This window comes from Ancylobacter sp. IITR112 (genome assembly GCF_041415945.1).
Taxonomy (GTDB): Bacteria; Pseudomonadota; Alphaproteobacteria; order Rhizobiales; family Xanthobacteraceae; genus Ancylobacter.
In genome coordinates this window covers 2848224-2869666 of record NZ_JBGCUS010000001.1, presented here as the reverse complement: position 1 = coordinate 2869666, position 21443 = coordinate 2848224, and the positions used below count along the sequence as shown (strand labels likewise).

Genomic DNA, 21443 nt, shown 5'->3' with positions numbered 1-21443 from the left:
GGCATGACGCAATCGCTTCCCAAACTCCGGCTCGGCACCCGTGGCAGCCCGCTCGCCCTGTGGCAGGCGCATGCGGTACGCGACGCGCTGCTGAAGGCGCATCGCTGGCCGGACGAGGCGGTGGAGGTGCAGGTGATCCGCACCACGGGCGACGCCATCACCGACCGGGCGCTGTCGGAAGCCGGCGGCAAGGGGCTGTTCACCAAGGAGCTGGAAGAAGCGCTGCTCGACCGGCGCATCGACCTCGCCGTGCATTCGGCCAAGGACATGCCGACGCGGCTTCCGGACGGGCTGCACCTTGTCGGCTATCTCCCCCGCGCCGATGTGCGCGACGCGCTGATCCTGCGCGAGGGCGTGGCGCTGCGCGATCTCAAGCCCGGCGCGAAGGTGGGCACCGCCTCGCTGCGGCGCGAGGCGCAACTGCGCCGGCTGCGGCCCGACCTCAACGTCCAGCTTCTGCGCGGCAATGTGCACACCCGCCTTGCCAAGGTGGAGAGCGGCGAATTCGATGGCACGCTGCTCGCCTATGCCGGGCTCAGCCGGCTCGGCCTCGCCGACAAGGTGAGTTCGGTGCTGGAGACGACCGACTTCCTGCCCGCCGTTGGGCAGGGAGCGGTGGCGATCGAGACGCGCTTCGGCGACATCGCGGTCGACGCGCTCGTGGTGCCGGTGGTCAGCCCGGCGACCGGGCTCGCTTTGCGGGTGGAGCGGGCCTATCTCGCCGAACTCGACGGCTCCTGCCGCACGCCGATCGGCGGGCTGGCGCAGGTGGAGGGCGACGAGATCCGCTTTCGTGGGGTGGTGCTGGCGCCGGACGGCTCGCGCTTCTACGAGATCGTGCGCTACGGGCCGATCAACCGCGCGCTGGAACTAGGCATCGCGGCGGGCAAGGAAATGCGCGCCATGGTGCCGCCCGAATTGCTGCCGCACTGATGCGGGTGCTGGTGACACGGCCGCAGCCGGACGCGCAGGCCACCGCCGAGCGGCTGCACGCGGCCGGCCATGAGGCGGTGGTCGACTCGATGCTGTCGGTCGAGGCGCTGCCCGAGGCGCTTCTGCCCCCCGGCGCGTTCGACGCGGTGACCCTGACCAGCGTCAATGGCGCGCGGCTGCTGGGCGCGCGGCCGGAGCTGCCGGCGCTGGCGGGCCTGCCGCTCTATGCCGTGGGACGGCGCACGGCGGCGGCGGCACCGAAGGCGTTCACCGAGGTGCATGTGGCGGGCGGCGACGGGGCGGCGCTGGGCGCGCTGCTGCGCGAGCGCCTGCCGGCCGGGGCGCGGCTGCTCTATGTCGCCGGCGAGGACCGGGCGGTTGAGATCGGCGAGGTGCTGGCGGCGGACGGCATTTCCACCGAACTTTTCGTGATCTACCGCACCGTGCCGGCCGAGGCGCTGGCGCCGGCGACGGTGGAGGCGGTGCGGGCGGGGCGGATCGACGCGGCCTTCCATTTTTCGCCACGCACCTCGGCCACCCTTGCGGCGCGCGCACAAGCGGCGGGCGTGGCGTCCCAATTGCGCCATGTCGAACATCTGTGCTTCTCCGCCAATGTGGCGAAGCCGCTGGCGGCGGCGGGCTGGCCGACCCGGATCGCCCGCGAACCCACCGAGGACGGGCTGTTCGAACTGCTGGCCCGGTAAACCATCGCACTCTCCCGAGGTTGCGGCGCGGGGACGGGCGGTCTATCCCGGAACCAGGGGCCGGCCCGGTGCTTTATCAAGGCGGAGGTAAGGACGTGGCGACAGACGATCCGAACAAGGACGCGAAGGACAAGCCGGAGGCCGGAGCCAAGCCCGCGCGCCGCAAGCCGCCGACGCTCGACCTCGCCGCCCGCGACGTGACACCGGAAAAGCAGACGGCGCCGGACGATAACGTCCCGCCGCCGGCCGGCACCGACGTGCCGCCTGAAACGGCGCCCGCTCCCGACACCCCCGCCCCCGACGCCTCCACTACTGACGCGCCGGCGGGCGAGGTGCCGGTGCTCGATGCGGCCGGCCAGACCGTCGATGCCAAGGAGGCCGTCGATGCTGCGGGGGAGCGGCCGGAGCCGGCCGAGCCGGTGCATCCGGTGCCCCCGCCGGCCGAACCGGCACCCAAGCGCCAGCTTGGCCTGGTCGGCACGCTGATCGTCGCGGTGATTTCCGGCGCTCTCGGCGCCGCCTTCGCGGTGGCGGTCGTCTCCGCCTTTTCCAGCGCCGAACAGAATGTCGAGGCGATCACCGAGCTGGAAGCGCGTGCACTCGATCTGCGCCAGCGGCTGGAAATGCTGGAATCGCGCAATGGCGACGCGCCGGCGCCTGGGCTCGCCGCCCCCGCTGAGCTGGCGACGCGCCTCGACGCGCTGGAAAGCGGGCTGGGTGCGCTCGGCTCCAAGGTCGATGCGCTGCCCGCCGCCGCCCCGGCAGCGTCGCCGGACGATGTCGCGGCGGTGAAGGGGCAGGTCGAGGCGCTGGAACAGCGCATTGCCGCCCTCCCGGCCCCGGCACCCGCGGCCTCGCCCGCCGCGCTTGAAGCGACCAATACCCGCCTCGCCGCGCTGGAAGAGAAGCTCGGCGCCGCCACCGCCGCGCAGCGCAGCAGCGGCCAGGGAGCGGCTCAGCTTGTCGTGCTCGACACGCTGCGCGACGCGGTGCTCGCGGGCCGCCCCTTCGCCACGGAATTGAAGGCGGCGCAGACGATGCTCGGCCCGGATTCGGCCGCGCTCGCTTCGTTGGAGCCGGCCGCCGCCAGCGGCTACGCGACGAATGCCGCGCTGGCCGCCGAGTTGCGCGCCGCCACCGCGCCCAAGGCGGCCGAGGCGACCCCCGCCACGGCGGGCGAGGAGGGGATCGTCGGTACCCTCATTGACGGGGCCAAGAAGCTCGTCACCATCCGCCGCTCGGATGACGCGGCGGCTTCCGCCGATATCGCCAAGGCCGAGCAGGCGCTGTCGCGCGGCGATGCCGAGGCGGCGCGGACGGCCATCGCCGCCCTGCCGGAGGCCGAGCGCAGCGCCGCCCAGCCGGTTGTGGCGGCGCTGGATGCCCGGCAGGCGGCGCTCAACACTCTCGCCGATCTGCATCGGCGGGCGCTCGCCACTCTCGCGGGAGCAAGCCAGTGATCCGGCTCGTCGTCTATCTCCTCGTTCTTTCTGCCGTCGCCTTCGGCATCGCCTGGCTGGCCGACCGACCTGGCGCGGTGGTCATCGACTGGCAGGGCTGGCAGGTTGAGACCAGCATCCTCGTCGCGGCCAGCGCCCTGCTGGCGCTGCTGGCGGTGACGATCCTGTTGTGGACCCTGTTGCGGCTGGTCGTCCGCTCGCCGGATGCCATCGCCCATTCCTGGCGCAGCCGGAGGCGCAATCGCGGCTGGTCGGCGGTAACGCGCGGGCTTGTCGCAGTCGGTTCCGGCGACGCGGTCGGCGCGCGCCGGGCGGCCAATGACGCGCAGCGCCTGCTCGGCGAGGAGCCGCTCAGCAAGCTGTTGGCGGCGCAGGCGGCGCAGCTTTCCGGCGATGCCGCCGGCGCCGAGGTGGTGTTTCGCTCCATGACCGAGAATCCCGGCACGCGGCTGCTCGGCCTGCGCGGGCTGCATGTGGAAGCGCGGCGGCGCGGTGATCAAGGCGCGGCGCTGCAGGCGGCGGAGGAGGCTGCCCGCCACGAGCCCGGCCTTGCCTGGGCGGCGGATGCGGTGATCGAGGCCCGCTGCCTCAATGGCGATTTCGCCGGCGCGCTGGCGATGCTGGAACGCGAGGCGGCGCATGGCGCGCTCGACCGCGCCACCCATCGCCGCCGCCGCGCGGTGCTGCTCGCCGCGCAGGCGCAGGCGCTCGAACTCTCCGACCCCGCCACCGCGCGGGAGAAGGCGCAGGAAGCCGCGCGCCTCGCCCCCACCCTTGTGCCGGCGGCGGACATTGCCGGGCGGCTGCTCGGCGCCTCCGGCGACACGCGCAAGGCGGCGAAGATCCTCGAAACGGCCTATGCGGCGACCCCGCATCCCGACCTTGCCGACGCCTATCTGCATCTGCGGCCGGGCGACGCCTCGCGCGAGCGGCTGAAGCGCGTGCGCACGCTGACCGCCCATCAGCCGGCGCATCCGGAAAGCGCCATGGCGCTCGCACGCGCCGCGCTCGACGCGCAGGATTTCGATGTCGCCCGCACGGCGCTGGCGCCGCTGCTGGTGGCGCCGACGCAGCGCACCTGCCTGCTGATGGCGGAACTGGAAGCGGGCGAGCATGGCGATGTCGGCAAGGCGCGCGAATGGACCGCCCGTGCGGTGCGGGCCCAGCGCGATCCGGCCTGGGTGGCCGATGGCGTAGTGGCGGAGGCCTGGGGGCCGGTGTCGCCCGTCACCGGCCGGCTCGACGCCTATGAATGGAAACTGCCGCCCGGGCTCGCCACGACGCCGATGCTGGAGAATGAGGCCGAGCGGGTGAAGCTCGCCATCGCCGCCGCCATCGAGAGCCGCCCGCCCTCGGCGCCGGCCGATGTGGTGGTCGATCTGACCGGTGAGAGCGCCGCGGCCAGCCTGGCGCCGGAGGCGGAGAAGCCGGAGGCGGCCGCCAAGCCGGCGCCTGCCGCCGCCTCGCCGGCGAAACCGGCCGACAGCGCGACGGGCAAGCCCTCGCCTGTCGTCGCCATGCCGCATCTGCCGGACGATCCCGGTCCCGGCGGCTCCTTCGGCGACGAGCCGAATGGGGGGCGCCCGCCTTACCCGGTCTGACGACGCCCCGCCGGGCGCCAACAAAAAAGCGCGCCTTGCGGGCGCGCTTCCTGTCTTCTAACGAAGAGAACCGGTCAGAGGCCGGCCGCTCGTCAAGCGGCCGGAGGGTGCGAATGCGGCCGGAGTACATCCGTCCTGACCGCTCTCCATCCGGCGAGGCACTGACGAGGTGCCAACATGCCGGAAGCCCTGTTCTGACCGGGATGACGCCTATATGGGGCGGCGGCGCCGGGTTTCAAGGCTCCATTTTCCGATCCACGGGCTAAACGTCATCCGGACGGCCAAAGGCCGATCCGGGATCGCTCCGCGCGTCTTCAAATGCGATCCCGGCTCTTCGCTTCGCTGCGGCCGGGATGACGGCGGCGGACAGAGCGGCCGCCGCCGCTTTTGCACCCCTAATGCACCCGGCGGGTGGAGAGCGGCGTCGCTGCCGGCCGGCCGGCCGGCGCTGCGGGCTTGGGCGCCGCCTTGGGGGTCTGCGCGAAGGCGGCGGCACTGCGGCCCTTGGTCTCCTTGGCGCACCCGCGCGCGCCCTGCTCGCTGAACAGTTCCGCCAGCTTCTCGGTCATCGCGCCGCCGAGTTCCTCGGCATCGACAATGGTGACGGCGCGCTTGTAATAGCGCGTCACGTCATGGCCGATGCCGATGGCGATCAGTTCCACCGGGGACTTGTCCTCGATCTGCTGGATCATCCAGCGCAGATGCCGCTCCAGATAATTGCCGGGGTTCACCGAGAGGGTGGAATCGTCCACCGGCGCGCCGTCGGAGATCATCATCAGGATGCGGCGCGATTCATTGCGGGCCAGCAGCCGGTTATGCGCCCATTCCAGCGCCTCGCCGTCGATGTTCTCCTTCAGCAGCCCCTCGCGCATCATCAGGCCGAGATTGCGACGTGCCCGGCGCCAGGGGGCGTCGGCCGCCTTGTAGATGATGTGGCGCAGGTCGTTCAGCCGGCCGGGCGCGCCCGGCTTGCCGGCGGACAGCCAGGCTTCGCGCGCCTGCCCGCCCTTCCACGCCTTGGTGGTGAAGCCGAGGATTTCCACCTTCACGCCGCAGCGTTCCAGCGTGCGGGCGAGAATATCGGCGCAGGCGGCAGCGACCGTGATCGGCCGGCCGCGCATCGAGCCGGAATTGTCCAGCAGCAGGGTAACCACGGTGTCGCGGAAATCGGTGTCGCGCTCGCGCTTGAAGGAGAGCGGCTGCATCGGGTCGAGAATGATGCGGTGCAGGCGCGCCGGGTCCAGCATGCCCTCTTCGAGGTCGAACTCCCAGCCACGGCTCTGCTGCGCCATCAGCTTGCGCTGCAGCCGGTTGGCGAGACGGGCGACGATGCCGGAGAGATGCACGAGCTGCTTGTCGAGATGGGCGCGCAGCCGGGTCAGTTCCTCGGCGTCGCACAGTTCGTCGGCGTTCACCGTCTCGTCGAAGCGCGGGGTGAAGGGGTGGTATTCCGGCGGGCGCGGCTCGGCCGGCACCGCGTTTTCCGGCTTCCACGGCTCGGAGGCGTCATCGGATTCGCCAAGCTCCGCGTCGTCGGACAGTTCGGAATTGGGCTGGTCCTGCTGTTCCTCGGATTCTTCCGGGTTCTGGTCGGAGGACAGGTCGGTGTCGACCTCGGTCTGACCCTCGGCGTTCTCCTCCTCCTCGCTGTCGCTGCCCTTGCCGTTGTCGTCGTCGCGGCTGTCGTCGGTCTCGGTGGAGGGGTCGTTGTTCTCGTCGAAGGGGGCGATGTCCTCGCCCATGCCGAGCGAGGACAAGAGGTCGCGCATCGCCTCGGCGAAGCGGGTCTGGTTCTCCGCCGCGCCCGCGAGTTCGTCGAGCGCGGTGGCGCCATGCTCCTCGATGAAGCCGCGCCAGAGATTGACCATCTCGCGCGCGGCGGCGGGCGGGGCCATGCCGGTCATGCGCTCGCGCAGGATGAGCGAGAGCGCGTGTTCCAGCGGCGCGTCGGAACGGTCGGCGAGATTGGCGAAATTGGCCTTCTGGTAGCGGTCTTCCAGCATGGCGGAGAGATTCAGCGCCACGCCGTCCATGCGCAGGGCGCCGACCGATTCACAGCGTGTCTGCTCGGCCGCCTCGAAGGCGGCGCGGGCCTGCTCGCCCATCGGCACAAGGCGCTGGTGGATCTTCGGATCGTGGCAGGCCATGCGCAGCGCCATGGAATCGGCGTGGCCGCGCATGATGGCGGCGTCCTGCTTCGACAGGCGGCGCGCCGGCTCGGGTAGGCGGGCGCGGCCATCGGCGAAGCCCGGCTTTTCCGAACCGAAGGTCACGTCGATCTCGCGATTGCCCGCAATGGCGCGCAGGCAGCCGGTGACGGCGCGCTTCAGCGGCTCGGTCGGGGCTTCCTTGGGCGGCGTGCGGGTGGTGCGGTTCGACGTGGACATGGGCTTGCCTTGGAGGTTGGCATCACGGCTCCCCTGCGGGAGGTCGCCCCGAACGCGGGGGCGGTGCCCCTCTCCCCGGCGGGGAGAGGGCGCGTGTCGCTCAGGACAGGACGACGTTGACCGCGGATTCGGTCAGTTCCTTGCCGAAGCAGCGCTGGTAGAACTCCGCCACCAGCGGGCGCTCCAGCTCGTCGCACTTGTTGAGGAAGGTCACGCGGAAGGAGAAGGCGAGATCCTGGAAGATCTCGGCATTCTCGCCCCAGGTGATGACGGTGCGGGGGCTCATCACCGTCGACAGGTCACCATTGATGAAGGCCTGCCGGGTGAGATCGGCGAGGCGCACCATGCGCGCGGCGGTGTCGCGGCCTTCCGGCGTCTGCAGGTTCTTGGCCTTGGAGACGACGATGTCGACCTCCTTGTCATGCGCCAGATAGTTCAGCGTGGTGACGATGGACCAGCGGTCCATCTGCGCCTGGTTGATCTGCTGCGTGCCGTGATAGAGGCCGGTGGTGTCGCCGAGGCCGATCGTGTTGGCGGTGGCGAACAGGCGGAAAGCGCCGTGCGGGCGGATGACGCGGTTCTGGTCGAGCAGCGTCAGCCGGCCGGCGGATTCCAGTACGCGCTGGATGACGAACATCACGTCCGGGCGGCCGGCGTCATATTCGTCGAACACCAGCGCGACATTGTTCTGGTAGGCCCAGGGCAGGATGCCGTCGCGGAACTCGGTGACCTGCAGGCCCTCCTTCACCACGATGGCGTCCTTGCCGATCAGGTCGATACGGCTGATATGGCTATCGAGGTTCACGCGCACGCAGGGCCAGTTGAGCCGGGCGGCGACCTGCTCGATATGGCTCGACTTGCCGGTGCCGTGATAGCCGGTGACCATCACGCGGCGGTTATGCGCGAAGCCGGCGAGGATGGCGAGCGTGGTCGGGCGGTCGAACAGATAGTCCGGGTCGATCTCCGGGACATAGGCGTCCGGTTCGGCATAGGCCGGCACTTCGAGATCAACGTCGATGCCGAACACCTGACGAACAGAGACCTTCATGTCCGGCAGCGCGGGCGCTTGCGTGAGCGGGGCGGTCATTCTTCCTCCGTTGCCGCGCGATGCCGCGCGGGCTGGTCTGGCACGCGCTTCCCTAGCAGAAGCCCGCGTTCTTGAGATGATTATAGGACTGGATCACGTCGCGCAGACGGTCCTCGGTTGAAATGTCGCCGCCATTGGCGTCGGGGTGGTACTTTTTCACCAGCACCTTGAAGCGGGCCTTGATCTCCTCCGGCGTGGCGGAAATCTCCACGCCCAGGGATTCGAAGGCGCGGCGCTCGGCATTGCGGATCATCCGGCTTTCGCGCGGGGCTTCCGGTTCAACCCGGGCGCGGCCGCCGACCTCGCCGAACATACCGAAGGGATCGCCGATATTTTCCGTCGAATGGCGCTTGGCGTGCTCGGCCGCCCGCGCCGCGCCGCCCTTGGAACCCATCTTCCAGGTCGGGCGATGGCCGGTGGCGGCGTCCTTCTGATAGGCGGCGACGGCGTCGTCCCCCATGCCGGCAAAATAATTATAGGACTGGTTATAGGCGCGGGCATGCTCGAAGCAGAAGCGCCAGAACTGCCCCTCCATCTGCCGCCCCTTGGGCGCGCGGTGAGTCGCGGCATTGCAGCAGCCCTCCCATTCACAGGTAGGGCCTTCCGCCTTCAGGCGGCGATCACGGTCGGGCTTCACCCGGATGCGATCGAAGAGGGGGGAGTCGAGCTTCATGGTCCGACGATTATGCTGTTGCTGGAGCAGGTATACAAGAAACCGCTGCGTCGTCACCGCCCCCGGCGCATCATTCCGGGGTAGTGGCGGTCCGGCGGCGCGGCGGGATCGCCACCTCTACGCTGCGATTGCGGTGCAATCGGGCCCGGCGCAGGCAGGCTGTTGACGTGGCGGGAGCGTGGGCGTACCGCATCGGCCATGAGCACGCACATGCCCGCCCCGCCCCCCGACGCCGTCGCGCAAGCCCTTGCCCGCGTGCGGGCGGCGCTGGCCGAACTCTCGCCCAGCGTTCTCGAACTCGAGGATGAAAGTCATCGGCATGAAGGCCATGGCGGTCATCGTCCCGGTCAGCTCACGCATCTGCGCGTGCGGATTGTCGCGCAGGCTTTTGCCGGCCAGAGCCGGCTGGCGCGGCATCGGCTGGTGAACGGCCTGCTGGCGGATGAGATGGCGCGCGGCCTGCACGCCCTCGCCATCGAGGCCAAGGCGCCGGGCGAGTAGCGCGACGCTGTCCTATATGGGCGCGCACGACATAAATGCCAGAGCCAGGCAAGTTGCGACGGGCGCCGGGGCCGGCTGCCTCAGGCGGCCGCCCGCCGCAGCGGGGCGATGCGCAGCAGGGTGATGCGGTTGCGCTGCTTGCGCATCACCTGAAAGCGGAAACCGTGGAACATGAAGGCCTGCCCGGGCTCGGGGATGATGCGGGCCTCGTGGATGACGAGGCCGGCGATGGTGGTCGCCTCCTCATCCGGCAGGTGCCAGCCCATGGCGCGGTTGAGATCGCGGATCGCCACCGAGCCCTCGACGCTGACCGAGCCGTCCGGGTTGCGGCGGGCGCCGGTGAAGGCGCGGTCATGCTCGTCGGAAATGTCGCCGACGATCTCCTCCAGAATGTCTTCCAGCGTCACCAGGCCCATCACCTCGCCATACTCGTCGACCACGAGGGCGAAATGCTGCTTGCGGCGCCGGAACGCCTTCAACTGGTCGGGCAGCGAGGTCACATCCGGCACGAACCAGGGCGTGCGGGCGATCTTCTCGATATCGAGCTTCGAGGTGTCGTTGCCGAGCGCCATCAGCTCGCGCAGCAGGTCCTTGGCGTGCAGCACGCCGATGATGTTATCCGGCCGCTCGCGCCACAGCGGCAGGCGGGTGTGCGGCGAGGCCAGCACCTCCTGCACGATCCGCTCCGGCGGCGTGTCGGCGTTGAGGCTCGCCATCTTGGTGCGGTGGACCATGATGTCGGAAACTTCCAGCTCGCCGAGATCGAGCAGCCCGCCGAGCATGTCGCGCTCGTCCTTGACCACGCTGCCTTCGCGGTGGAGCAGGTCGACCGCGCCGCGCAGTTCGTCCGAGGCGGAGAGCACATTGGTGGTGGCGCCGAGTGGCACGCCGATCGCCTTCAGCAAGGCTCGCACCAGCGCCTCGATGGCGAGGGTGAGCGGGCCGAACAGGCCGACGATGAAGCGGATCGGCCGCGCTACCCGCAGCGACACCCGGTCGGGGTGGTTGATGGCGATGGTCTTGGGCAGCACCTCGGAGAAGATGACGACGATGATGGTCATCCCCACCGTCGCATAGGCGATGCCGGCCGAGCCGAACCAGGCGAGCAGCAGGCCGGTGGTGAGCGAGGAAGCAGCGATGTTGACGAGATTGTTACCCAGCAGGATGCCGCCGATGAGCCGCTCGCGCTGCGCCATCATCCGGTTCACCAGCGAGGCGCGGGCGTCGCCGTTCTTTTCCAGCGCGTGCATGCGCGCCTTGGAGGACGCGGTCAGGGCCGTCTCGCTGCCCGAGAAGAAACAGGACAGCAGGAGGCAGATGACGACGGCGCCGAGAGCGATCCAGTCATAAGCGGTCATGGCGCCTTCTTATCGGGGCTGGCGTTCCACCTCAAGGAAGGCACGCACCTGCGCAGGATCAACATCGCGGGCGATGAAGCTCTGGCCGATGCCGCGCGCCAGGATGAAGGTGAGGGCGCCACGCGAGACCTTCTTGTCCTGTGCGATCAGGTCCATCAGCCCGTCCGTGTCGGGCAGCGGGCCGGGAATGTCGGCGATGCGGGTCGGTAGCCCGACCGTACGCAGATGCGTCTCCACCCGTTCGGCATCGGCCGGCGCGCACAGGCCCTGCGCGGCCGAGAAGCGGAACGCCTGCGCCATGCCGACCGCCACCGCCTCGCCATGCAGCAGGCGCTGGGAAAAGCCGGCGCCCGCTTCCAGCGCGTGGCCGAAGGTGTGGCCGAGATTGAGCAGGGCGCGGTCGCCCGTCTCCTTCTCGTCGCGGCTGACCACGGCGGCCTTGGAAGCGCAGCTGGTGGCGATGGCTTCGATGCGCTCGGCGCCGCCACGGAACACCGCTTCCCAGCGGCGCTCCAGCCAGGCGAAGAACGGGGCATTGTCGATCAACCCATATTTGGCCACCTCGGCATAGCCAGCGCGGAACTCGCGCAGCGGCAGCGTGTCGAGTGCGCCGGCATCGGCCAGCACCAGGATAGGCTGGTGGAAAGCGCCGACCAGATTCTTGCCATGGCGCGAATTGATGCCGGTCTTGCCGCCGACCGAGGAATCGACCTGCGCCAGCAGGCTGGTCGGGGCCTGCACGAAATCCACCCCGCGCCGCAGCGCCGCGGCGGCGAAGCCGGCGAGATCGCCGACCACGCCGCCGCCCAGCGCCAGCACGAGATCGCGGCGCTCGATGCGGGCGGCGAGCAGCGCATCGACCACCTCCTCGAACACGGCGTAGCATTTCGATTTCTCGCCCGGCTCGACGATGACCGGGCTCGGCGTCAGCCCGGCCTCGCGCAGCGACGCCTCGACCACGCCGAGATGGCGGTCGGCGACGTTGCGGTCGGTGACGATGCCGACCCGGGCGCCCGGGCGCAGCGCGGCGATGCGCGTGCCCGCCTCGGCCAGCAGGCCGGGGCCGATGACGATGTCATAGGAGCGCTCACCGAGGCCGACGCGAAGCTGGGTGCGGTCGGCGGCCAAGGGGGTGGCTTGCTTGTTCACGTCTCGTCTCCCGAAACCGGCACGGCGAGATGGCCGATCAGGGCCTCGATCACCGTGTCGACCATGACTTCCTGCGGCACGTCATGCGACACCACGGTAAGGTCGGCGCCCGCATAGACGGGGTAGCGCTGGTCGATCAGCCGGGCCAGCGTGCCTTCCGGGTCGTTCTTCAGCAGCGGCCGGTCGTCGCGCCGGCGCACGCGGCGCAGCAGCACGTCGAGCTCGGCCTTCAGCCAGACGCAGATGCCGTTGGCGGCGATGGCGGCGCGTGTGTCCGCGTTCATGTAGGCGCCGCCGCCGGTGGCGAGCACCATCGGCCCGGTTTCCAGCAGGCGGGCGATCACTTTCTTCTCGCCGTCGCGAAAGGCGGGCTCGCCGCGCAGGGCGAAAATCTCCGGGATGGTCATCCCTGCCGCCTGCTCGATTTCCGTGTCCGCATCGGCGAAGGGCAAAGCGAGGCGCCGGGCGAGGCGCTTGCCGACCGAGGACTTGCCGGCGCCCATCATGCCGACGAGCACGACGGAGCGCGTGCCCAGCAGCGCACGCAGCCGTTCCGCCTTCTCGTCCTGTTCGGGTTCCGCCGTCATCATCCTGCGCTCACTGGCTCAAGCGCGGACTAGCATCAGCGCGGGGGGGACGCAATGCGAGGCGGGCATCCCTCAGGTAAAGCCCGTGCTGTAACGCTCCGTTCAGACAGAGATGGCAGGCTGGGGCTGCTGCCGCCCGCTTCCAACGCCGCGCCCAACGGCCTTAGGATCGGCGGACCCGTCCTTCGAATCGTGCAGGGCCTGCTCAACCATGCCGAGCCTCATCCGTCTTCTCGTCATTCTCGGCATCATCGGCGGCATCGGCTATGGCACGCTGTGGGCGTTCGCCACGCTGGTGACGCCGCAGATGCGGGAAATGAGCATCGTGGTGCCGCAGGACCGTTTCGCCAAATGAGCGGGCGCGGGGCGGCGCAGCTTTTCCTCGACATGATGGCGGCCGAGCGCGGTGCCGGGACCAACACGCTCAGCGCCTATCAGCGCGACCTCGAGGATTATGAAGGCTTCCTCGCCACGCAGGGCCGCGATGCCGCCGGCGCCAGCACGCAGGAGGTGCGCGCCTGGCTCGCCGAACTTTCCGCCCGCGGCCTCGCCAGCGCCAGCGTGGCGCGCAAGCTCTCCGCCGTGCGCCAGTTTCACCGTTTCCTCTATGCCGAGGGCCATCGCGGCGACGACCCCGCCGCCGTGCTCGAAGGTCCGCGCCGCAGCCGGCCGCTGCCCAAGGTGCTGTCGCAGGAAGAGGTGAGCGCCCTGATCACCACCGCCCATGCCCGCGCCAGCGAGGCGGTGTCGAGCCGTGGAGAGGCCGCGCGGCGGGCGCGCACCGCCTGCTTCGTCGAACTGCTCTACGCCACGGGTCTGCGCGTGTCCGAACTCGCGGCGCTGCCGGCCTCGGCGGCAAATGCGCGGGGCGACGCCATCATCGTGCGCGGCAAAGGCCGCAAGGAGCGTCTCGTCCCGCTCGGCGCGGCGGCCAAGACGGCGATGGCGGCCTATCGCGCCGCGCTGGAGGCGGCGCGGGCGGATGGCGCGGAGAAGAATGCCGGCAAGGCGGCGCCGGAGCGCGGGCGCTGGCTGTTCCCCTCCGGGGGGGCGAGCGGGCACATCACCCGGCAACAGGTGGCGCTGGACCTGAAAGACCTCGCTCTGGCCGCCGGGCTCGATCCGGCGCGGCTCTCGCCGCATGTGCTGCGTCATGCCTTCGCCAGCCACCTGCTGGCGCATGGGGCGGAACTGCGCATCGTGCAGACGCTGCTCGGCCACAGCGATATTTCCACGACGCAGATCTATACCCATGTACTGGATGAGCGGCTGAAAAGCCTGGTGCGCGACCTGCATCCGCTCAGTGAGGGGAGCGGCGATTGAGCGCAGCCGCGCGCCTGCCTTGACGTCGCCACCCTCTCGGGGCAGCTTCCGCCCGATTTCGCGGGCTGCCGCTTCCGGTGGCCCCCCTTTCCTGTGAGCCGGTTCAATCATTTCCAATGCGCAGCTACCTCGATTTTGAGAAGCCCGTGGCCGAACTCGAGGCCAAGCTGGAAGAATTGCGCGCTATGGCGGCGCAGGGCGACGCGGTCGCCATTGGCGACGATATCGCGCGGCTGGAAGGCAAGGCGCGCGACGCGCTGCTCCAGCTCTATGCCAACCTCTCCCCCTCGCAGAAGACGCAGGTGGCGCGCCATCCGCTGCGCCCGCACTTCTCCGATTACGCCGCGGCGCTGTTCGAGGAGTTCGACCCTCTGGCCGGCGACCGCAAATTCGGCGACGACCACGCCATTCTCGGCGGTCTCGCCCGCTTTCGCGGCCGCGCCGTCTGCCTGATCGGGCAGGAGAAGGGCTCCAGCACCGAGACCCGCATCAAGCACAATTTCGGCATGGCCCGGCCGGAAGGCTACCGCAAGGCGGTGCGGCTGATGGAACTGGCCGACCGCTTCTCGCTGCCTGTCATTTCGCTGGTCGATACCGCCGGCGCCTTTCCCGGCCTCGATGCCGAGGAGCGCGGGCAGGCCGAGGCGATCGCCCGCTCGACCGATGCCTGCCTGTCGCTCGGCGTGCCGAATGTCGCCGTCATCATCGGCGAGGGCGGTTCGGGCGGCGCGATCGCCATCGCCACCGCCAATCGCGTGCTGATGCTGGAGCATTCCATCTACAGCGTCATCTCGCCGGAAGGCGCGGCCTCGATCCTCTGGCGCGACACCGCCAAGGCGCAGGAAGCGGCGATGAACATGAAGATCACCGCGCAGGACCTCCTGCGCTTCCATGTCATCGATTCCGTCATTGCCGAGCCGCCGGGCGGCGCGCATCGCGACCCCGAGGCGACGATGCGGGCAACGGGCGACGCCATCGAGGCGGCGCTGGGTGAACTCGACGGCATGGAGCCGGCGGCGCTGCGCAAGGCCCGCCGCGAGAAGTTCCTCGCCATCGGCCGCAATCTCTGAGCCGCCCCCCCCGGCGCGGGGGGGGGGGGCCTCGCCGGGCTGTGAACGGGGCGCGCGCGAGGCGGGATTGCGCGGGCGTCGGACGCAGTATAACGCTTGGCAAGATAACGTCTGGCGCAAGCGCCGCGTGCGTCGGGCAGTCGGGGAGATACCGGGTTTGCAGGGTCGAGCCTTTTCGAGCCGCTGGCGTCAGACGCGCAACCGGGGCCTTGGGGCTCGCTGGCGTGCCGCTCTGCTGGCCGGCTGCGCCGCGCTCGTGCTGGCGGGCTGCAAGGGCAGCGACGACAACTCGCCCATGTCGAAGGCGAGCAAGAGCCTTTCTCCGCAGACGCTGGCGCTGATCGACCAGAAGGGCATGACCAAGTCCAGCCCGATCGTGGTGCGGATCTTCAAGGAAGAATCCGAGCTCGAAGTCTGGAAGGAAACCACCAGCGGCGAGTATGCGCTGCTGAAGACCTACCCGATCTGCCGCTGGTCCGGCGAATTGGGGCCGAAGGTGCGCGAAGGCGACCGGCAGGCGCCGGAGGGTTTCTATGCCATCACGCCCGGCCAGATGAATCCCAATTCCAGCTATTACCTCGCCTTCGATCTCGGCTTTCCCAACGCCTATGACCGCGCCTGGGGCCGTTCGGGCAGCAATCTCATGGTGCATGGCGACTGTTCCTCGCGCGGCTGCTACGCCATGACCGACGAACAGGTGCAGGAAATCTTCGCCCTCGGCCGCGAGAGCTTCTATGGCGGCCAGCGCTCCTTCCAGGTGCAGGCCTATCCGTTCCGCATGACCACGGATAATCTGGTCCGCCACCGCAACAACCCGAACCTCGCCTTCTGGAAGATGCTGAAGGAAGGCAGCGACGTGTTCGAGATCACCAAGGCGCCGCCGAAGGTGGATTATTGCGGCAAGCGCTACGTGTTCAACGCCACGCCGACCGACCCGAACCAGAAGCTGCAGGCGAGCCTGCCCTGCCCGGACTACACGATGCCGGAAGGGCTGGAAGAAGAAGTCGCCGCCCGGCAGAAGGATGTCGCCACCAAGATCGCCAGCGCCGGCGCGCTGCAGCCCGTCGCCCCGGTCAAGACCGGCAAGGATGGCGGCATGCACAAGGTGTTCCTCGCCAAGCTGGAAAATCCCGAGCTTTCCGCCCCGGGTTCCCTGCCGCCGGTGGTGAAGCCGCCGGGCAGCGACTATGGCGTTTCCACCACCGAGCCGGCGCCGGCGGAGAGCATCGCGCTCGCCACCGCCGACACGGTGATGGAGAGCGCCACCGTACCCCTGCCGGCCCCGCGCCCCGACGACGCGCCGGGGGGCCCGCGCACGGCGGTGGCCGCCGCCCCGAGCACGGGCGGGTTTTTCGACAGTCTGTTCAGCGGGCTGACGTCGGCGCCGACCGCCTCCGCGCCCCCGGCTGTGGCTGCGGCGACGCCGGCCTCGGCGCCGACCCCGCCACAAGCGGGTGGCCCGTCTGACGCTACCGCGAATGCGCAGGCCCGGCCGCCGGAGCGGGCAGCGCTGCCGCAGCTCGCCGCGCTCGATGCCGGCAGCAATGGCGGCTTTCTCGACAGCCTGAAGAACCTGTTCGGCGGCAGCGCGGCGCCGGCAGAGGCGCCGCCGGCCGCGCCGATCGCCGATGTGCCGGTTCCTCCCGTCAAGCCGCCCGTGCCGCGGCAGGCGGCGGCGAGCCCCGCTCACCCGCAGGCCCAGGCAGCAACGTCGCCCGCCGCTGCGCCTTCGACTGGCGCCGCGTCGTCTTCCATCGTCTCGGCCAGCCCGGCGGCCGCATCCGGCGCGGTGCCGACCTTGCCGGGCGCCGCCGGCATCCTCGCGCCGGGCAGCTTCTCGGCGGTGCAGTAGGCGTCTTCTGCAGGGCGTCAGGCGAGGGGTGTGCTCTGGGCGCTGGCGACCCGCCAACCTGAGGGCTCTTGTCGCCAGACGCGGGTGAAGCGCAGCCTTGCCTCAAAGGGCGCCCCGCCCGCCGTGCCGGCCGCATCGGCGCGCAGCACCGCAAGCACCAGCCCGGGCGCGAGATGGCTTAGCCGGTAGTCGGAAAAGGCCAGCCGCTTCAGTCGGAAGGCGCCGGTGCGGTGCAGGTCGAGATCGTCCTCTTTGCTCAGCACATGGCCGAACTGGTTGACGAACACCAGATCGTCGGCCAGCAGCGCGTCGAGCGCGGCGACATCGCCCGCGAGAGCGGCGTCGCGCAGGCGCTGTTCGGCGGCGGCGACACGGGCCAGGTCGTCATTTAGAACGCCCTGCACCCCGTCACCCATCGCCCCGCCTCAGACGAACTTGCCGTGGCAGTGCTTGTATTTGAGGCCCGAGCCGCAGGGGCAGGGCTCGTTGCGCCCAACCCGGCCCCAGGTGGCGGGGTCGTTCGGGTCGCGGTTCGGCGTCGCGGCGTCGACGGCGGGGGCGAGCGTCGCCGCGGCGGCGATCTCGGCATCGGCGAGCGCGAATTCGTCCTCGCCGGTGGCGGCGTCGATATGGTGCGGCGCCATAGGAGGCATTTCCTCCGTCTGCGGCGCGGCCATCACCTCGACGCGCATCAACTGGGCGGTCACCGCCTCGCGCAGATTGGCGAGCATGGCCTCGAAAAGCTGGAACGCCTCGGACTTGTACTCGTTCAGCGGGTCGCGCTGGGCATAGCCGCGCAGGCCGATGACCTGGCGCAGATGATCGAGCGTCACCAGATGCTCGCGCCAGAGATGGTCCAGCGTCTGCAGGAGGATCGACTTCTCGACATAGCGCATGATGTCGGGGCCGTATTTGACCGCCTTCAGCGCCATGGCCTCATCGGCCCGGCGCTGCACGCGCTCGCGCATCTCCTCGTCGGCGATGCCTTCCTCCGCCGCCCATTCCTTGACCGGCAGGTCGAGGCCGAGCACACGCTGCAACTGCTCGGCGAGCCCGTCCGTGTCCCACTGTTCGGGATAGGCATTGGGCGGCACATGCTTGGTGACGATGTCCTCGATGACGCCGTGGCGCATCTCGGCCACCGTCTCGGCGACATCCTCGTCCTGCATCAGTTCCACGCGCTGCTCGAACACCACCTTGCGCTGGTCGTTCATCACGTCGTCATATTTCAGCAGGTTCTTGCGGATGTCGTAGTTGCGCGCCTCGACCTTCTGCTGCGCCTTTTCCAGTGCCCGGTTGATCCAGGGATGGACGATGGCCTCGCCCTCCTTGAGGCCGAGTTTCTGCAGCATGCCGTCGAGCCGGTCGGACCCGAATATCCGCATCAGATCATCTTCGAGCGACAGGAAGAAGTGCGAATGACCGGGGTCGCCCTGACGACCGGAGCGGCCGCGGAGCTGATTGTCGATGCGCCGGCTTTCATGGCGTTCGGTGCCGATGACATAGAGCCCGCCGGCTTCCAGCGCCTTCGCCTTCAGCTTGGCGACTTCCTCGCGGATGCGCGCTTCGGCGGCGGCACGCTGCTCGCCCTCCGGCATGTCGCCGAGCTCGTGGGTGATGCGCATCTCGGCATTGCCACCGAGCTGGATGTCGGTGCCGCGGCCGGCCATGTTGGTGGCGATAGTGACGGCGCCAGGCACGCCGGCCTGGCTGACGATGTAGGATTCCTGCTCGTGGTGGCGGGCGTTCAGCACCGCGAACACCTTGTCGTCCGCCGTGCCTTGGTCGCCGTCATAGAGCGGGCGGAAGGCGTCGGGATCGGAAAAATCCTTCTGCCGGAAGCCGCGCTGCTTCAGAAGTTCGGCCAGAAGCTCCGACTTTTCGATCGAGGTGGTGCCGACCAGCACCGGCTGGCCACGGCTCTTGCAGTCGGTGATGAGGTCGATGATGGCGTTATATTTCTCGCCCGCCGTGCGATAGACCTCGTCGTCATCGTCGATGCGCTGCACCGGCAGGTTGGTCGGGATCTCGACCACTTCGAGACTATAAATGTCCTGGAATTCCGCCGCTTCGGTATTGGCCGTGCCGGTCATGCCGGCCAGCTTCTCATACATGCGGAAATAGTTCTGGAAGGTGATGGAGGCCAGTGTCTGGTTCTCGGGCTGGACCTGAACCCGCTCCTTGGCTTCGAGCGCCTGATGCAGCCCTTCGGAATAGCGCCGGCCCGGCATCATGCGGCCGGTGAACTCGTCGATGATGACGACCTCGCCATTGCGGACGATGTAGTCCTTGTCGCGCTGGAACAGGGTGTGGGCGCGCAGCGCCTGGTTGACGTGGTGGACCACCGAGACGTTCTCGATGTCGTACAGGCTCTCGCCCTTGAGAATGCCGGCGTCGCGCAGCAGGGTCTCGATCTTCTCCATGCCGGCTTCGGTCATGGCGACGGAGCGCTGCTTCTCGTCGACCTCGTAATCCTCCTTCGACAGCTTGGGGATATAGGTGTCGATGGTGTTGTAGAAATCCGAGCGGTCGTCGAGCGGGCCGGAAATGATCAGCGGCGTGCGCGCCTCGTCGACCAGGATCGAGTCCACCTCGTCGACCACGGCGTAGAAGTGCGGGCGCTGCACCATCTGGTTCAGCTCGTACTTCATATTGTCGCGCAGATAGTCGAAGCCGAGTTCGTTATTAGTGGCGTAGGTCACGTCGCAGGCATAGGCCGCGCGGCGCTCATTGTCGTCCATGCCGTGATGGATGATGCCGACGGTGAGGCCGAGGAAGCGGTAGACCCGCCCCATCCATTCGGCGTCGCGCTTGGCGAGATAGTCGTTCACGGTGACGACGTGCACGCCCTTGCCCGTGAGCGCGTTGAGATAGACCGGGGAGGTGGCGACCAGCGTTTTGCCTTCGCCGGTGCGCATCTCGGCGATGCCACGCTCATGCAGCACCATGCCGCCGATCAACTGCACGTCGAAATGGCGCTGGCCGAGCGCGCGGCGTGCCGCCTCGCGCACCGTGGCGAAGGCGGGGACGAGGAGGTCGTCGAGGCTGGCGCCCTTGGCCAATTGTTCGCGGAAGGCGACGGTTCGCGCGCGCAGCGCTTCGTCGGAGAGCGCCTTGATCTCGGGTTCGAGCGCGTTGATGGCTGCGATCTTGGGCTGATAACCGCGCACGCGGCGGTCATTGGCCGATCCGAAGAGCTTTCGCGCGAGAGCGCCGAACATGAGACTTCCAATCCGAGTCCGCCAGGGGCAGGTGTCGGACGGGCGGTGACGGGCCGCCGCATCCTCTTGAGCAAGCTGCGGGCGCGAGAGCGCGGGCTGAAGCCTCATCGAGACGCCATTTACGGCCGAAATGGGTCTTCAGGGCCGGGCCGCCGCGAACGGCTTGCGGGTTCTTGCGTCACATAAGCGCGAGTGCCGGCGAGAACCCGCACCGCGTGCCACACTTATGAACGGGTTTGGGGGTTGTCAATCGCAGGCCGGACGACTGTTTCGCCAACCCGCAGGCCGTCGTCCCGGCGGTTCATTTCCCGACGCTCCGGCGGCGAAATATCCGGCATCGGTGATCTACCCGCTTGCAACCTGAACCGGGCTGGGCCAGCTTTCGCGGCCCCGCAGCGGCCAACCGAAATTGAGGAACGCTTCATGACCCGTCATCGCCCGCACACCGCGGCCAAGGTGGCCAAACGCCCCGCCGGCCTCGTGCGCGCCGGTCTTCTCGCCGCTCTCGTCGGCACGGCCGTGCTTCCGGCCCTGCCGGCCTTTGCCCAGGACGCCGCTCCGAAGCCCGCCGCTCCGAACGCCGCCGCTTCCAAGCCCGCCGCGCCGGCGACCACCGCTGCGCAGAGCGACGATCCCGTGCTCGCCACCGTCAATGGCCAGCCGATCCGCCGCAGCGACGTGGATGCCGCCGCCGCCGAACTCGCGCCCAACCTGCCGCAGCAGATCCAGGGCGCCGCGCGCGACGAATATGTGCTCGGCTTCCTCATCGACCTCAACGCCATGGCGCAGGCCGCCGAGGCGCAGAAGCTCTACGAGACCGAGGAATTCAAGCGCGAGATGGATTTCATCCGCAAGCGCGTGCTGATGCAGGCCATCCTCACCAAGGCCACCAAGGACGCGCTCACCGACGCCGCCCTGAAGCAGACCTATGAAGAGGCGGTGAAGCAGCAGAAGCCGGAGAAGGAAGTGCGCGCGCGCCACATCCTGTTCCGCGCCGATCCCAACGACAAGGCGGCGCAGGCCGCCGCCGAGAAGAAGGCGGAAGATGTCGAGGCCCAGCTCAAGAAGGGCGCGGACTTCGCCAAGCTGGCCAGCGAACTCACCGAGGACCCCTCGGGCAAGGCCGATGGCGGCGATCTCGGCTTCTTCACCAAGGAGCAGATGGTCCCGGAATTCGCCGAAGTCGCCTTCGAGCTGAAGCCGGGCGAGGTGTCGAAGCCGGTGAAGACCCAGTTCGGCTGGCACGTCATCAAGGTCGAGGAAGAGCGCGAGCGGCCGGTGCCGACCTTTGACGAGGTCAAGCCGCAGATCGAGCAGTTCCTGGCGCAGAAGGCGCAGGCCGAGGCGGTGCAGAAGACCCGCGAGGCCGCCAAGGTCGAGAAGACCGATGCCGCCCCCAAGCCTGGCGACCTGATCAACGCGCCCGCCGCGACCCCGGCCGCGCCGACGCCCTGATCTTCCGGTCGTCGCGCGGCCGGCGCGCCGCGCGACGACCTTTTTACGGCTCCCGAGACCGCAGCGAGTGAGAGCGTTCTGC

18 protein-coding genes are annotated in these 21443 nt (G+C 69.2%); 10 read left to right on the top strand and 8 right to left on the bottom strand.

The genetic code is table 11. The features are described 5' to 3' along the window. Positions 1 to 3: 3 nt before the first annotated feature. From hemC to AAC979_RS13700, 4 genes are all read left to right on the top strand, one after another. Positions 4 to 933, top strand: coding sequence for a hydroxymethylbilane synthase (hemC, locus tag AAC979_RS13715; RefSeq protein WP_371347432.1), 930 nt, complete (start codon positions 4 to 6; stop codon positions 931 to 933). A gap of 11 nt (positions 934 to 944) precedes the next feature. Then, positions 945 to 1637 (top strand): uroporphyrinogen-III synthase, encoded by a 693-nt coding sequence (locus AAC979_RS13710; protein WP_371347431.1) that lies wholly within the window; start codon positions 945 to 947, stop codon positions 1635 to 1637. Positions 1638 to 1732: 95 nt separating this feature from the next. Continuing rightward, positions 1733 to 3097: a hypothetical protein gene (locus tag AAC979_RS13705; protein ID WP_371347430.1), complete on the top strand. Its 1365-nt coding sequence runs from the start codon at positions 1733 to 1735 to the stop codon at positions 3095 to 3097. Next, entirely contained in the window at positions 3094 to 4698 is a 1605-nt protein-coding gene (locus tag AAC979_RS13700; protein ID WP_371347429.1) for a heme biosynthesis protein HemY, read from the top strand. The genes AAC979_RS13705 and AAC979_RS13700 overlap by 4 nt, the downstream gene beginning before the upstream one ends. A 395-nt stretch (positions 4699 to 5093) precedes the next feature. Here AAC979_RS13700 and cobT read toward each other — a convergent pair whose 3' ends face one another. The 3 genes from cobT to AAC979_RS13685 form a co-directional block, all read right to left on the bottom strand. After that, positions 5094 to 7085: a cobaltochelatase subunit CobT gene (gene cobT / locus AAC979_RS13695; protein ID WP_371347428.1), complete on the bottom strand. Its 1992-nt coding sequence runs from the start codon at positions 7083 to 7085 to the stop codon at positions 5094 to 5096. A gap of 100 nt (positions 7086 to 7185) precedes the next feature. Next, on the bottom strand, positions 7186 to 8172 hold the full coding sequence (cobS, locus tag AAC979_RS13690) for a cobaltochelatase subunit CobS (protein WP_244375109.1): 987 nt from the start codon (positions 8170 to 8172) through the stop codon (positions 7186 to 7188). A 52-nt stretch (positions 8173 to 8224) separates the two neighbouring features. Beyond that, positions 8225 to 8845 carry a J domain-containing protein gene (locus tag AAC979_RS13685; protein ID WP_371347427.1) on the bottom strand — a complete coding sequence of 207 codons (621 nt, stop codon included), beginning with the start codon at positions 8843 to 8845 and terminating at the stop codon, positions 8225 to 8227. 210 nt (positions 8846 to 9055) lie between these two features. On the opposite strand from AAC979_RS13685, the gene AAC979_RS13680 reads away from it, so the two are divergent. Further along, complete coding sequence (locus tag AAC979_RS13680) at positions 9056 to 9346, top strand: BolA family protein (protein ID WP_371347426.1); 291 nt, start codon at positions 9056 to 9058, stop codon at positions 9344 to 9346. A gap of 80 nt (positions 9347 to 9426) precedes the next feature. Here AAC979_RS13680 and AAC979_RS13675 read toward each other — a convergent pair whose 3' ends face one another. Genes AAC979_RS13675 through AAC979_RS13665 form a run of 3 tightly spaced genes read right to left on the bottom strand, consistent with a single transcriptional unit; the run spans position 9427 to position 12440 of the window. Beyond that, entirely contained in the window at positions 9427 to 10704 is a 1278-nt protein-coding gene (locus tag AAC979_RS13675; protein WP_371347425.1) for an HlyC/CorC family transporter, read from the bottom strand. A 9-nt stretch (positions 10705 to 10713) separates the two neighbouring features. After that, positions 10714 to 11853, bottom strand: coding sequence for a 3-dehydroquinate synthase (gene aroB, locus AAC979_RS13670; protein ID WP_371347424.1), 1140 nt, complete (start codon positions 11851 to 11853; stop codon positions 10714 to 10716). Beyond that, a complete protein-coding gene (locus AAC979_RS13665) occupies positions 11850 to 12440 on the bottom strand; it encodes a shikimate kinase (protein ID WP_371349057.1) in 591 nt (196 codons plus the stop codon). The genes aroB and AAC979_RS13665 overlap by 4 nt, the downstream gene beginning before the upstream one ends. A 211-nt stretch (positions 12441 to 12651) precedes the next feature. On the opposite strand from AAC979_RS13665, the gene AAC979_RS13660 reads away from it, so the two are divergent. The 4 genes from AAC979_RS13660 to AAC979_RS13645 all read left to right on the top strand — a co-directional run bounded on the left by AAC979_RS13660 (position 12652) and on the right by AAC979_RS13645 (position 16685). Continuing rightward, positions 12652 to 12795 (top strand): hypothetical protein, encoded by a 144-nt coding sequence (locus AAC979_RS13660; RefSeq protein WP_371347423.1) that lies wholly within the window; start codon positions 12652 to 12654, stop codon positions 12793 to 12795. After that, on the top strand, positions 12792 to 13763 hold the full coding sequence (locus tag AAC979_RS13655) for a tyrosine recombinase (protein WP_371347422.1): 972 nt from the start codon (positions 12792 to 12794) through the stop codon (positions 13761 to 13763). Before AAC979_RS13660 ends, AAC979_RS13655 begins: the two co-directional genes overlap by 4 nt. 116 nt (positions 13764 to 13879) lie before the next feature. Then, positions 13880 to 14833 carry an acetyl-CoA carboxylase carboxyltransferase subunit alpha gene (locus tag AAC979_RS13650; protein WP_371347421.1) on the top strand — a complete coding sequence of 318 codons (954 nt, stop codon included), beginning with the start codon at positions 13880 to 13882 and terminating at the stop codon, positions 14831 to 14833. A 295-nt stretch (positions 14834 to 15128) separates the two neighbouring features. Continuing rightward, positions 15129 to 16685 (top strand): L,D-transpeptidase family protein, encoded by a 1557-nt coding sequence (locus tag AAC979_RS13645; RefSeq protein ID WP_371347420.1) that lies wholly within the window; start codon positions 15129 to 15131, stop codon positions 16683 to 16685. Between the two features lie 17 nt (positions 16686 to 16702). Here AAC979_RS13645 and AAC979_RS13640 read toward each other — a convergent pair whose 3' ends face one another. Together AAC979_RS13640 and secA are read right to left on the bottom strand one after the other, a co-directional pair. Beyond that, positions 16703 to 17101, bottom strand: coding sequence for a nuclear transport factor 2 family protein (locus AAC979_RS13640; protein ID WP_371347419.1), 399 nt, complete (start codon positions 17099 to 17101; stop codon positions 16703 to 16705). Between the two features lie 9 nt (positions 17102 to 17110). Then, positions 17111 to 19906, bottom strand: coding sequence for a preprotein translocase subunit SecA (gene secA / locus AAC979_RS13635; RefSeq protein ID WP_371347418.1), 2796 nt, complete (start codon positions 19904 to 19906; stop codon positions 17111 to 17113). Positions 19907 to 20329: 423 nt separating this feature from the next. Between secA and AAC979_RS13630 the strand changes: the two genes are divergently transcribed. Further along, the gene (locus tag AAC979_RS13630; RefSeq protein WP_371347417.1) at positions 20330 to 21361 is read left to right on the top strand and encodes a peptidylprolyl isomerase; all 1032 of its coding nucleotides are present in this window, start codon (positions 20330 to 20332) and stop codon (positions 21359 to 21361) included. Positions 21362 to 21443: the final 82 nt, after the last annotated feature.